The organism is Mucilaginibacter phenanthrenivorans (assembly GCF_024721155.1).
Taxonomy (GTDB): Bacteria; Bacteroidota; Bacteroidia; order Sphingobacteriales; family Sphingobacteriaceae; genus Mucilaginibacter; species Mucilaginibacter phenanthrenivorans.
In genome coordinates this window covers 446,975-459,818 of sequence record NZ_JAHVAP010000007.1, presented here as the reverse complement: position 1 = coordinate 459,818, position 12,844 = coordinate 446,975, and the positions used below count along the sequence as shown (strand labels likewise).

The window sequence follows — 12,844 nt, the reverse complement described above, 5'->3', positions numbered from 1 at the left end:
ATAATTCACAGCAAATTTTGTTACTACTATTATCTTCCGGTCTTTACCGAGTTCCGGGCTAACTTAACTTTAAAATCTCTTTTATATCGGCAATAATTTTATTTGCCAGGTTGTTAGCAACCGTTTCCGAATTCCCTTCCGAATAGATCCGGATGATCGGCTCGGTATTTGACTTGCGCAAATGTACCCATTCTTTGTCAAATTCTATCTTCAAGCCATCGATGGTGCTGTGGGGTTGCTTCTTATATTTCTCTTCAACCTTTAGCAGCAAGCCATCAATATCCATCTCAGGCGTAAGCGTTATTTTGTTCTTGGAGATAAAATATCCCGGGTAAGTGCTTCTCAGGTTCGAAACCGATTTACCATATTTTGCAAGATGCGTCAAAAACAACGCGATACCCACTAAAGCATCCCGGCCGTAATGTAATTCGGGATAAATCACCCCGCCATTGCCCTCGCCACCTATCACGGCATTTACTTCCTTCATTTTGTTTACAACGTTCACCTCTCCTACCGCAGCAGCATGGTATTCGCCGCCAGCCTTTTCAGTAACATCGCGCAACGCGCGGGTTGATGATAGGTTAGATACGGTATTCCCTTTAGTATTCTGTAACACGTAATCGGCAACCGCTACAAGCGTATATTCCTCGCCAAACATATTGCCATCCTCGCAAACAAAGCAAAGGCGGTCAACATCCGGATCGACAGCTATACCCAAATCGGCACGCTTGCTTACTACTTCCTTTGAAAGCGCGGTAAGATTCTCCGGTAATGGCTCCGGGTTATGCGGAAAATTGCCATCAGGCTTGCAATAAAGTTCATGAACAGTGTTTACACCCAACGCTTTTAACAAAGCTGGTACAAAAATGCCACCTGTTGAGTTTACACAATCAATAACCACCTTGAAATTAGCCTTGGCAATAGCATCCACATCAACCAAAGGCAGCGCCAATATTTTGTCGATATGCTTTTGTAAATAGTTTTCGCTGTTATCAACATTACCAAGGTCATTTACATCGGCAAACTTAAAATCGCTGGCTTCAGCTATTTCGAGCACTTCTTTACCATCGGCATCACTAATAAATTCACCATCGGCGTTCAGTAATTTCAGTGCATTCCATTGTTTTGGGTTATGGCTGGCGGTTAAGATAATGCCACCGGCCGCCTTCTCATCAGGAACGGCAACTTCAACAGTTGGTGTAGTGGATAAACCAAGATCGATCACATCAATTCCCAAACCCTGCAAGGTACCGATAACAAGGCTATTTACCATACTACCCGAGATGCGGGCATCGCGGCCTATAACAACCTTTTTTAAGCCCGACTTTTTAACGGCCCAACTTCCGTATGCCGCTGTAAATTTTACAATATCCAGGGGGGTTAATCCCTCTCCCACCGAACCACCTATGGTGCCTCTTATTCCCGAAATTGATTTTATTAATGTCAAAGTGTAAATGTTTTTGTGCCCGCAAAAATAAAGATATTTAACCGAAGCAGTAATAAAAATTACATTGTTTTAACCCTGTGGTAAATAGTTATATTTACAGCTTTATAATTAATCCAGGCAATGCCCGATTTCCTTTTACAACTCGACCGGCATCTATTCTACTTCATCAACCATGATCTTACCAATCCTTTTTTTGATTGGATAATGCCCTGGATGCGCAACGCTAAATTCTGGATCCCGCTTTACTTGTTTATTATCGGCTTTTGCATCTATAGATACAAAAAACAGGGCCTGATTATCATATTACTGTTAGCCTTATCCGCAGGATTTGCGGATTTCACCAGCGCAAATATTGCAAAACAAATGGTAAAAAGGGACAGGCCCTGCCGGGATACAATTGTTTCAAAAACTGATATAGCCCGCGTACCTTGCGGAACAGGTTACAGCTTCCCCTCAACACATGCAACCGATCATTTCGCAGTGGCTTTTTTCCTGATCATGTTGTTTCATAAAAAATGGCGCTGGATCTGGTTTTGGGCTATTCTTTGGGCTAGTGCCATCAGCTTCGCACAGGTATACGTAGGTGTACATTTCCCAATAGACGTTTTCTGCGGTGCGCTTTACGGAATTCTTGTAGGATGGACGTTTTCGGTATTGTTTAGGAAGATCATGCCGAATTGGGTTGCTTAAAGAATTTCAGATTTATGAAGTTTTAAAAACTTCGTAAATCTCGAGGAGAAATTACCCACGCAACTTATCCAGCAAATCACTTAATTGCGCAGCTTCCTCTTCGGTTAGATTATCTTTAAGCAAGTCCTTAATTTTAAACTCCTGGTCCATTTTTGCAAGGATTTCAAGGCCCTGTTCGCTTATCCTGATATCAACGGCACGACGATCCTTTGTGTTGGTACAACGGGATACCATACCTTTTTGTACCAGCCGATCAACAATACGCGAGGCATCCGACATTTTATCAACCATCCGCTCTTTTAGTAAATTCACCGTGGCCGGTTTCGGGTATTGCCCCCTTAAGATCCGTAGGATGTTGAATTGCTGCAGCGTAATATTATTTTGTTCGAAAAGCCCGCGCGACAGGTTGTTTACCCAACCATAGGTATATGAGAGATTGATAATTGCCTTATGGTAATTATTCTCAAATTTACTGCTTTGTATTTCGTCGTCTATCCGCATAATATTATTGCCTTAATACAAATATCCTTAATTATTTCTTAACATCCTTAGCCTGATCGGGTTTTCCATAATCCCACGGACAATTAAGGCACTTATTTTTACAACAATATCCGCGTTTTAAGTGATATTCCTTTGTAAAAACAAAGTTGCCATCTTCATTAATATAGTAGTCAATTCCCTCTACGAGCATTTCAATTAAGGATTTTCACAAAGATATCATCGCCGAAATACTTTTTCAAATGCATTCCATTGCCGTGCAATGTCCAGATCTGTGTTGGCTTTACGTGCGCAATGGCTTGTAAAATATCGTCCCAGTCTACATGGTCAGATATGTATAGCGTATCCTGGTTATTAACCTGCAAGTTTTTCCAGCCGGATGCAAATAACCGCTTCACACCCGCAGCCCTGATATAGCTGTCAAAGGTAAAGGGCGGCACTATATAAACAAACTCGTCCTGCTCCTTCATTAATTTACGGCTATAAATTTGGTGCTTACCCAACACCATTCCCATCTTTTCATAAATGGCATTAATTGGCATTATGCGGTGATGCACCAGGATTTGCTTTTGGGGCGCATACTCATTTATCATGTGGATCAGTCGCTGGCTTTTGCCCAATCCATAAGCGCCAAGCAGGATATTGCTTTTAATGTCATTCAGCTTTTTTATTTCCTCAACCGGGTCGGGGTGCAAAATTGCGGGATCTGCAAAGGTACTTTCGGTTATCAGCACATCAGCATTTACCCATTCAATGGGCTCGCAGGTAGCATCAGGCTGTAATTTATAGTCGCCGGTGTAAAGATACCTAACGCCCTGGTACTCCATTAAAACCTGTGCAGAACCAAGCATGTGGCCGGCGGAAACAAAAGTTACGGTAACGCCACCAACATTAAAAGGTGAATTATATCCGGCGATATTAAACTCCCTGCCTGCATTTTTTCCATATCGTAATTTCATAAAAGCGTGGGTAGCCTCCGTACAAAAAATGATATTATTCCCCGGCAAGGCATGATCAGCATGTGCGTGCGAGATCACAGCCCGTGTTACAGGCAGAATCGGATCTAAATAAAAATCACCGTATTTGCAGTAAAGGCCGTTGGGGTTAAAGGAAACAAAATTTTCTATTATCATTGAGTCATTTTTGCGTTCGGGAATGATAGAGATGTGGCGTCGTTAACAATGACCTAATGACTTTAATGACCTAATGACAAAAATTCATCATGCAATTTCAAAACCTGGGGTATTACCAACTGCACCTCGTCATTTATAATTATATAATCGGCCAATCCCGATTTCCTTTCTTCAGTAAACTGTTTGGCATTGCGGCCTTCAACTTCGGCCCGCGTAAGGTTATCCCGTTTCATCACCCGTTGGATCCGCGTTTCAAGCGGCGATTGTACCATGATGGAATAATCGCACATTTTATACGAATCACTTTCAAAAAGCAACGCGGCCTCCTTTAAAACATAAGGCGCATCATTTTTAACATTCCTTACCCATTCATCAAATGCCCTGAATGTTGCCGGATGCACCAATGCATTTAGTTTTATCAATTCATCAGCATCATTAAAAACTATGTTGGCAATATGCTTCCTGTTTAAGCTCCCGTCTTCAAAATAAGATAATTTTCCAAAAGTCGCCTTGATAGCTTCAATAAGGACAGGATCATTTACCATAACATTTTTTGCAGCATCATCGGCATAAAAAACAGGAATCCCCAATAGCTCAAATACCTTGCTGACGGTAGTTTTCCCGCTGCCTATATTCCCGGTTAAACCTATTTTAAGCATTATTTTTTGATGATAAAATCAACATTCTGCGGTTCAATCTTTACGATCTTGCTGTACGCCGGCGATTTAAAGATCACCACCGGCAATGATTTGTAACCATGTTTACGCCAAAGATCAAGATCTGCTGTCGCTTCAAAAAAATCCTCATCAGTTTGCGCATAGCGGCTTAATGAAGTAGTAAAGGTTACCCGCACCTTTAGCGGGAAAATTTTCACATCATCATAGTCATTATTATTGATCAATTTAACCGGAATCTCCAGCGTTTTCTCAGTATACTCATCAACAGGAATATTTACCTGCACATTTTTAGGCACTACACTGATATTGCCCTCCCTGGTAGCCTGTAAGTTCACCCTTGTGGTTATCGTTTCAGCAATACTGTCCAGCTTCAATGTGTCCGTTTTCCAGCTGGTTATATTATCAATAACATTGGCGGGGCCGTTTACAATCACATAGGCGGGGTTAAGCGTAATATTCCCTGATTGCGAAAATTGATGTTTGTAACCTAACGAGCTTAACAACTGTATAGGGACTCTTTTCACCTTCCTGTTAGAGAAATCAAAATAAAGCGTATCGGGATTAAAGCTGACTAGCTGCTGCCCCGGGTCTTTTTTTTCGTTGATCTGTGCCAGCTGCGAACTGAGCACGATATAGCTTTTGTATTCAAGCGATCTCAGATCTACCGAAACAGGGTTTACATCGTTATGCATCTTTGAAAAAAGCATTTGCCAGCCACTACCGTTAATAATCGCATTAACCGTATCTGATTGTAATGAATGAAAAGCACGCCTTTGCGGCGTATTTTTAAAATTCAGCACCTCTTTAACAGTATAACTGTAGGAATTTGACATCACCGTAAAGACCCACGCAACAATGGCAAGCACCAGGCATGTAAAAAATGCCGATGCCCGTCTTCGTTCTGTTGCAGATAACTTTATTATTGCCATATAGAAAAGTTAAAAGCTGAAAGGTTAAAGCTAAAAGCTGCAATTGCTTTTCCACTTCATACTTTCAGCTCTATTTTCTGTCTTGCTTTTTGCTTTCGCCTTTAAGCTTTCAGCTTACTTTGTAACCACCGGAGGCGTATTTAACGCCTTCGAAGCTTCTAATGATATTGCAGATTTATCAAACCTGATCTTGCCATTATCAACTTCTACTAAAAAGGTGGTATCGTTAACATCAACTATTCTTCCGTGTATCCCGGCAGTGGTAACTACCTTGTCACCCTTTTTTAATTCAGTTACGTATTTTTTCTGATCCTTTTGCTTTTTAACCTGCGGCCTTATCATAAAGAAATAAAACACTACTGCAATTAACGCAAAGGTTATAATTTGCTGTGTTGGAAGTCCGCCTGCAGCCTGTAATAAAATAGTTGCTATCATTTTAATTTATAAATTTATTTTGCCAGTACCTCGCCAACTAAATGTACCCTGGTTTGAGCAGGATTGGTGTTGGCGGTAATTGTAATTTGCTTATCCTGCAGACCAGATTTGCCTGCACTGTTAAATGTAACGTGTATCATGCCGCTTTCGCCGGGCTTAACCGGTGTTTTTGGCCATTCGGGTTTGGTGCAGCCGCACGTTGCAACAGCATCAGTAATAATTAACGGAGAGCTGCCGGTATTGGTGAATTTAAAATCGTAGCTAACCTTGTCGCCTGTTTTTATTTTACCAAAATCATGGGCATCGTTTTCAAATTTCATCGCAGCCGTACTGGCGGCGTTACCTGTGGTTTTAGTAGAGTCAGCAGCAGCGGCTCCGGTTTTGTTTGAATTGCAGGCTGATAATAATACACCTGCCGCCAATAAGGTTAAAAACAGTCTTTTCATTGTATTTAAGGGGTTATTCAATTAGTCCTCTGCCTATTTTCTTTACTTTATTTGTTGCTTTTAAATCAGCTAAAATCTTGTCCAATATACCGTTTATAAATGAATTACTCTTTGGCGTACTGAACTCCTTCGAGATCTCCAGGTATTCATTTATGGTTACCTTAACCGGGATTGAGTTAAAATTAACAAACTCTGCAATCGCCATTTTCATTAGCAATGTATCCATCATTGCTATACGGTCAGGCTCCCAATTTTGGGTTTTACTGGTTATCAGGTTTTGATATTCCTCATTATGACGGATGCTTTCCTCAAATAAGTTAACAATAAAATCCCTGTCCTCTTCCCAATTGCCGGTTACTTCGGCCAGCTTATTCAGCTCAGGCTCGTCGTTTGCAAAGTTCTTAAATGTTTTTGCAATCAAAGCTTGCAAAACATCCTTATCAACCGGCCAGTATAAAAACTTATCTTCAAAAACCTGTTCGGCTAATGACGACTTGAGGATCACCTTTTTGAAAATGAATTTGATGATATCCTTATCCGTCTGTATAGTGTCGCCTGTTTTTACCAGGTACTCCTTGTAATCTTCTGAATTTTTAAGAATAATGAACAAGGATTTAACCAGTTCAGGTTCAAAATCCCAGGCTATTTTATATTTTTTCAGTCCTGCTAAATAGTCCTTATTTTCATGCAACGACAGGATAAACCTGTTTGTTAATATTTTAAGATTGGGATTCAGGTCCTCTGCGGTAGGCAAATGTTTGTTAGCCCTCTCCTCGGCATCGTTTTCTGCGTAGCTGGTTATTTCTGAGATTAATGACAGCATCCAGATATACATTTCGTATACCTTATCAATGGTTTGCAATAAATTTTTTTCATGCTGTTTGATGTCGCCGCTGTTTGATTGGTGATAAGCGTATAACGACTGAAGAACTTTTACCCTTAGGTGTCTGCGGTTTAACATTTTGTAAGAACGATTTTAGTCCGCAAAAATAGCGGATTTTGATTGTATTTAATAGGTTGATTTTACTTTTTTTATATCGTCGATTCTTTTTTCGGCAATTTTGTTTGCTGCCTCAATGGTGGAAATGCTTTCGGCTTTAGAAAGCTTTAAAACATTACGTGTTGCCTCGTAAATATTTTCCGTCAGTTGCAGACTCCTCTTTTTACTAAATCCCATCAGCTCAGAGTAGCAATTTATCAGGCCGCCTGCATTTATTACATAGTCTGGCGCATATAAAATACCCTTATCAAGCAACATTTGCCCGTGTACGGCTTCATCTTCCAACTGGTTATTAGCTGAGCCGGCAATTATGGCGCACTTTAATTTTTTTATTGTTTGCGTGTTGATGGTTGCACCTAAAGCGCATGGGGCATAAATATCTGCATCAATATCAAAAATAATATTGTTTGATGCTGCCTCGGCGCCATACTTTTTTGCGACCTGGCCAAGCCTGTCCTCATTGATATCGCTGGCATAAACTTTAGCATTTTCGTCACGCAGTAATTTCACCAGGTTCTCTCCTACGTGTCCTATCCCCTGTACAATTACCGATCTGCCTGCCAGGTTATCATTGCCGTAAAGTTCCTTTATACAGGCCTTGATTCCCATAAAAACACCAAGGGCCGCTATTGGGGCCGGATCACCGCTGCCACCAATTGATTCAGGCACGCCGGTAACATACTGGGTTTCCATACGAATATATTCCATATCCCGCGGATTGGTGCCAACATCTTCGGCAGTTATAAATTCGCCGTTAAGGTTTTTTATGAACCGCCCAAACTTGCGTAGCAAAGCCTCCGATTTGTTCCTGTGCGAATCGCCAATGATAACCGCTTTACCCCCACCTAAATTGAGTCCTGTAATAGCAGCCTTATAGGTCATCCCCTTTGATAAACGCAGCACATCGTGCAAAGCATCAGCTTCAGTTTTATAGGCCCACATACGTGTTCCGCCCAAGGCAGGACCAAGTGTGGTGTCATGAATGGCGATGATTGCCTTTAAGCCGGTATCAGGATCACTGCAGAATACAACTTTTTTATGCCCGAAAGCCTCGAGCTGGCTAAAAATTGATTCGTTTGAGTTTGAATTCGGCATCAGAGGTGACAAAGTGAAATAATGTGTTCAGTGTGGACAAAAGTAGGTGTTTTTTTTATTGCGGCAAACATTAAGTTAGTTCGAAAGACGGAAAAGTCGGAAAAGTCCGAAAGAAAAAAAGAAATCCAAATCACCTAATCTTGAAAATATTGTCATCTTTCGTACATTCTTATTCATGTGTTGAATAAGTAATTTCATTATTCTACTTTTGGTCTTTCCGTCTTCCGGACTCTCAACACATGAAGGATCTTGCATACCTCAATAAGTTTTTCATCAAATATCGCTGGCGACTTATCCCGGGGGTGCTATTCGTAATCATATCCAATATTTTCGGCATACTTCCGGCGCAGGTAATCAGGGTTGCATTTGACCTGGTAACCGAAAACATTGCGGTTTACCGACTTTTTTCAGGTTTTAACAGGCAGGAAATTATCTACCAGATCTTTGGCTATAGCCTGTTCCTGTTTGGTGTGCTGGTATTAGTTTTGGCTTTAATTCGCGGTTTGTTCCTGTTTTTTATGCGGCAAACAATTATCTTAATGTCGCGGCATATAGAGTATGATCTTAAGAATGAGATCTATCACCACTACCAAAAGCTTTCCCTTGCGTTTTATCGCCGCCACAATACCGGCGACTTGATGAACCGCGTTACCGAAGACGTAAGCCGTGTGCGCATGTACCTGGGGCCGGGAATTATGTACACCATAAATACAGTGGTGCTTTTTGTAATGGTTATTTATGTAATGCTTACGGTGAATGTAAGGCTGGCTATCTGGTCGGTATTACCGCTGCCTATTTTAGCAATCATCATTTATTACGTAAACAATACCATCAATTTCCGCAGCGAAAAAATCCAACAGCGCCTCTCAGCGCTTTCCAGCTTTGTACAGGAAAATTTTTCCGGAATCAGGGTTATTAAATCATACGTTCGTGAGGGGCACGTAACCAGCAAGTTTGCGGCCGAGAGCGAAAACTATAAAACCCACTCCATGGAGCTGGTAAAGGTACAGGCCATGTTTTACCCGCTTATGCTGCTTTTAGTCGGTTTAAGTAACGTTATCACCATGTATGTAGGTGGCGTGGAGGTGATGAAGGGCAATATCACCTCGGGTAATATTGCTGAATTTATTGTTTATCTGAATCAGCTTACCTTCCCGGTTATTGCCTTAGGTTGGGTAACATCGCTCATCCAGCGCGCCGCTGCGTCTCAAAAAAGGATCAACGAGTTTTTAGACCAGCAACCCGAGATCATCTCGCCGGATGTTGCCAAAATTGACATCAATGGCCGCATCGAGTTCAATGATGTCTCCTTTGTTTATCCCGATACCGGGATCCAGGCATTAAAGAACGTATCATTTGTTGCGGAACCGGGCGAGATGGTAGCCATTATAGGCCGTACAGGATCTGGCAAATCAACCATCGCCAATTTAATTATGCGAATGTACGATACGACCGGCGGGCAGATCATGATCGACCAACAGGCAATTACACTGCTTAACCTGGAGGGTTACCGATCGCAAATTGGCTTTGTACCACAAGAGGTTTTCCTCTTTTCAGATACTATCGCCAATAATATTGCATTCAGCGCCGACGTGCTTGAAATGGACAAGGTGAACCAGGCGGCCAAAGACGCAGCTGTTTATACCAACATTATGGAGCTTGAACAAGGTTTTGAAACGTTGATTGGCGAGCGCGGCATAACGTTATCTGGCGGCCAAAAGCAACGTGTGTCCATAGCGAGGGCGATAGTTAAGCAGCCGCAGATCCTTATTTTTGACGATTGCCTGTCGGCAGTTGATACCCGGACTGAAGAGGAAATTTTAAATAACCTTGGCAGGAACATGCTGGGGAAAACAAGTATCATTATTGCCCATCGCATCTCCACAATAAAAAATGCTGATAAGATTCTGGTGATGGAAAATGGAGAAATTATTGAACAGGGAAATCACACGGACCTGATGCTGCAAAAAGGCACTTACTTTGAGTTATACGAAAAACAATTGCTTGAAGAAGAGGAAAGCGCATAGAAATCGGCCGAAAAATAGAATAATCTTAACAAAAGTTCATTTATATTGGAATTAATACTTGTACTTTGAAAAATTATTTATATTTATGCCAACCAAAACTAGTTACGATAATATATTATGGGAGATTTTGAAAACAGAGAGCGTGAAGAGGTTTATTCAAAGAAGGTAAGAGCAGGGAAGAGGACTTATTTTTTTGACGTAAAAGCGACCCGTTCGAACGATTATTACGTTACGATCACCGAAAGCAAAAAGCGTTTGGAAGACGGCGTTTTTATTAAACACAAGATCTTTTTGTACAAGGAGGATTTTGAAAAGTTTGCAGAGGGCTTAAAGGATACTATCGAGTACATTAAGGCAAACCAGGAAGTTGTTGAAAAACGCTACGAATACAGCGAACACCAGGAAGTTGCAAAAACTGCTGATGAGGACTTCTCCTTCGAAATTTAAACAGAACAAACTAAACTAACTAAACTAAATTAAACCCCTGCCTTAACCAAGCAGGGGTTTTCTATTTTTAGCGATGATCTATTTGTTCATCATTGATGCCGCTGCTGCACCAAATATTATAGCGCCTATAATTATCAGTGCATACAAACACAATATGATAATTGTAAGGATCCCCCAAAGTTTAAAAAACGACTTTAATTTACCAAAAGCGCCCGTTACATGATTATTGTCGAAAAACATGATTCCCTTTTTTACCTGGCTACCAAATTGATATAGGTAGAGAGAAAAGAAAAAATAAACAAGACCGATAAGCAAATAGAAAACGGTTAAAAAGCCACTCATTCCAGCCATCATTCCTGTATACCTAAAAAGCTGGCCCATTTACCTGCCTCACGCAAGTAAGACTGCGCTTCTAAATTTTAAATTAAAGCAGGCTCTGCAGCTGGCTGTTCAAAAATTTCCGGTGTCTCCATTGTTTTAAAAGTGATTTATTGTTTTGGATTTAGTTTATCTAAAGTTAAAAACTCTTCCTAATGAAACAACAGAATATCCCAATTATTTGTGCAGCACGCTGCCCAATACCACTAATGCGATGCTAAAATAAATGATCAACCCGGTAACATCCACCAGTGTAGCCACGAATGGCGCTGACGACGTTGCCGGGTCCAGGCCCAATCTTTTCATCGCAAGCGGGAGCATAGAGCCCGCAAGTGATCCCCATAAAACAATGCCTATCAATGACAAACCAACGGTAACAGCTATTAAAAATGAATGAGGCCCATAAATATTACTGAATGAGCTCCATGCTTCGATCCGGAAAAAGCCAATGGTACCTAATATTGCGCCCAACATCAAACCTGAAAGTATCTCCCGGCGCATTACCCGCCACCAGTCAACCACGGTAACTTCGCCCAATGCCATGGCCTGTATAATTAATGTAGACGCCTGCGACCCGCTATTGCCACCGCTCGACATGATGAGGGGAATAAAAAATGTCAATTGCACCACCACGGCAATTTCATCATTAAAATATTGCATGGCTGTTGAGGTAAGCATCTCGCTCAAAAAAAGAATGATCAGCCAGCCTACCCGTTTCTTCACCAGCTTAAACAGGTTGATATCCAGGTAAGGTTCGTCCAACGCTTCGGTACCCCCTATTTTTTGGATATCTTCGGTATACTCTTCGTTGGCTATCCATAAAATATCATCTACTGTAACAATACCCAATAATATATTTTCGGCATCAATTACCGGCAGCGCAGTACGGTTGTTCATCCTGAATACGTTGATCGCGTCTTGCTGCGGATCACTTGCGCTCAGGGAGATCAGCCGGCCGTCCATCAGCTCACTCACTTTTGTTTCAGGCTTTACGAGCAGGATCTCACGGATACGGATATCATCCAGCAAAACACCGCCTTTATCTATTACATAAATAACGTCTATAGTTTCTGAATTTTTCCCATATCTGCGGATATGCGATAACACGCGTTCTACATCCCATTCTTTTTTAACGGCGATATAATCGGGCGTCATTAAACGACCGATGGAGTCTTCTTCGTAACCTAGAAGAGAAAGCGCCTCTTTGCGATCATCAGGCGATAAATGCAGGATCAACTTTTGAACCGCATCGCCGTGCAGTTCGCTGAATAGCGAGGTACGGTCATCCGGTGGCAACTCATTTATGAGGCCGGAAACCCGTTCGCCGGAAAGTTTTTTGATGATGCGTTCCTGGGTTGGAAAATCCAGGATGCGGAATACATTTACGGCGCGGTTAAGCGATAAGGTTTCAATAAATAAAGGGCCGTGTTCAGGAAGTTCATCTATCAGTTCTTCAACATCCGATATGTTCAGGCTGTTCAAATATTCTTTTAGCTGTTTAGTATTCTCACTTTCAAGTAATACATTGATTTGTTCAACCATTTCTTCCATTAATAAACCTCCTGTTACATATTTAAATCTGTCGTTTTGTGTATTGCCGCAAAAGTCGTTTATTTTTTCAAAACACGGGCAATTTTTTCTG

15 protein-coding genes are annotated in these 12,844 nt (G+C 41.4%); 3 read left to right on the top strand and 12 right to left on the bottom strand.

The annotated features are described in order from the left end of the window. Positions 1-58 precede the first annotated feature (58 nt). Complete coding sequence (gene glmM, locus KXD93_RS19345) at positions 59-1,447, bottom strand: phosphoglucosamine mutase (RefSeq protein ID WP_258138989.1); 1,389 nt, start codon at positions 1,445-1,447, stop codon at positions 59-61. A gap of 120 nt (positions 1,448-1,567) precedes the next feature. On the opposite strand from glmM, the gene KXD93_RS19340 reads away from it, so the two are divergent. Beyond that, positions 1,568-2,137, top strand: coding sequence for a phosphatase PAP2 family protein (locus tag KXD93_RS19340; RefSeq protein ID WP_258138988.1), 570 nt, complete (start codon positions 1,568-1,570; stop codon positions 2,135-2,137). Between the two features lie 51 nt (positions 2,138-2,188). Here the strand turns inward: KXD93_RS19340 and KXD93_RS19335 are convergent, their stop codons facing one another. The 9 genes from KXD93_RS19335 to KXD93_RS19295 form a co-directional block, all read right to left on the bottom strand. After that, complete coding sequence (locus KXD93_RS19335; RefSeq protein ID WP_258138987.1) at positions 2,189-2,638, bottom strand: MarR family winged helix-turn-helix transcriptional regulator; 450 nt, start codon at positions 2,636-2,638, stop codon at positions 2,189-2,191. Positions 2,639-2,669: 31 nt separating this feature from the next. Next, positions 2,670-2,828, bottom strand: a complete 159-nt coding sequence (locus KXD93_RS19330; protein ID WP_258138986.1) for a C1orf53 family protein — start codon at positions 2,826-2,828, stop codon at positions 2,670-2,672. A 1-nt stretch (position 2,829) separates the two neighbouring features. Continuing rightward, positions 2,830-3,768, bottom strand: coding sequence for an MBL fold metallo-hydrolase (locus tag KXD93_RS19325; protein WP_258138985.1), 939 nt, complete (start codon positions 3,766-3,768; stop codon positions 2,830-2,832). Between the two features lie 62 nt (positions 3,769-3,830). Beyond that, positions 3,831-4,427: a dephospho-CoA kinase gene (gene coaE / locus KXD93_RS19320; RefSeq protein WP_258138984.1), complete on the bottom strand. Its 597-nt coding sequence runs from the start codon at positions 4,425-4,427 to the stop codon at positions 3,831-3,833. Next, the gene (locus KXD93_RS19315; protein WP_258138983.1) at positions 4,427-5,374 is read right to left on the bottom strand and encodes a CdaR family protein; all 948 of its coding nucleotides are present in this window, start codon (positions 5,372-5,374) and stop codon (positions 4,427-4,429) included. Before KXD93_RS19315 ends, coaE begins: the two co-directional genes overlap by 1 nt. A gap of 114 nt (positions 5,375-5,488) precedes the next feature. Then, on the bottom strand, positions 5,489-5,809 hold the full coding sequence (yajC, locus tag KXD93_RS19310) for a preprotein translocase subunit YajC (protein WP_258138982.1): 321 nt from the start codon (positions 5,807-5,809) through the stop codon (positions 5,489-5,491). Positions 5,810-5,823: 14 nt separating this feature from the next. After that, positions 5,824-6,255: a DUF1573 domain-containing protein gene (locus KXD93_RS19305; RefSeq protein ID WP_258138981.1), complete on the bottom strand. Its 432-nt coding sequence runs from the start codon at positions 6,253-6,255 to the stop codon at positions 5,824-5,826. 13 nt (positions 6,256-6,268) lie between these two features. Further along, positions 6,269-7,216 carry a transcription antitermination factor NusB gene (gene nusB / locus KXD93_RS19300; RefSeq protein WP_258138980.1) on the bottom strand — a complete coding sequence of 316 codons (948 nt, stop codon included), beginning with the start codon at positions 7,214-7,216 and terminating at the stop codon, positions 6,269-6,271. Between the two features lie 48 nt (positions 7,217-7,264). Continuing rightward, positions 7,265-8,350, bottom strand: a complete 1,086-nt coding sequence (locus KXD93_RS19295) for a Glu/Leu/Phe/Val family dehydrogenase (protein ID WP_258138979.1) — start codon at positions 8,348-8,350, stop codon at positions 7,265-7,267. Between the two features lie 239 nt (positions 8,351-8,589). On the opposite strand from KXD93_RS19295, the gene KXD93_RS19290 reads away from it, so the two are divergent. Further along, complete coding sequence (locus KXD93_RS19290; protein WP_258138978.1) at positions 8,590-10,377, top strand: ABC transporter ATP-binding protein; 1,788 nt, start codon at positions 8,590-8,592, stop codon at positions 10,375-10,377. A gap of 117 nt (positions 10,378-10,494) precedes the next feature. Further along, entirely contained in the window at positions 10,495-10,824 is a 330-nt protein-coding gene (locus KXD93_RS19285) for a DUF3276 family protein (protein ID WP_258138977.1), read from the top strand. A 78-nt stretch (positions 10,825-10,902) separates the two neighbouring features. Here KXD93_RS19285 and KXD93_RS19280 read toward each other — a convergent pair whose 3' ends face one another. Together KXD93_RS19280 and mgtE are read right to left on the bottom strand one after the other, a co-directional pair. Next, positions 10,903-11,205, bottom strand: a complete 303-nt coding sequence (locus tag KXD93_RS19280) for a DUF5362 family protein (RefSeq protein ID WP_258138976.1) — start codon at positions 11,203-11,205, stop codon at positions 10,903-10,905. Positions 11,206-11,379: 174 nt separating this feature from the next. Then, the gene (mgtE, locus tag KXD93_RS19275) at positions 11,380-12,753 is read right to left on the bottom strand and encodes a magnesium transporter (protein ID WP_258138975.1); all 1,374 of its coding nucleotides are present in this window, start codon (positions 12,751-12,753) and stop codon (positions 11,380-11,382) included. Between the last annotated feature and the right edge of the window lie 91 nt (positions 12,754-12,844).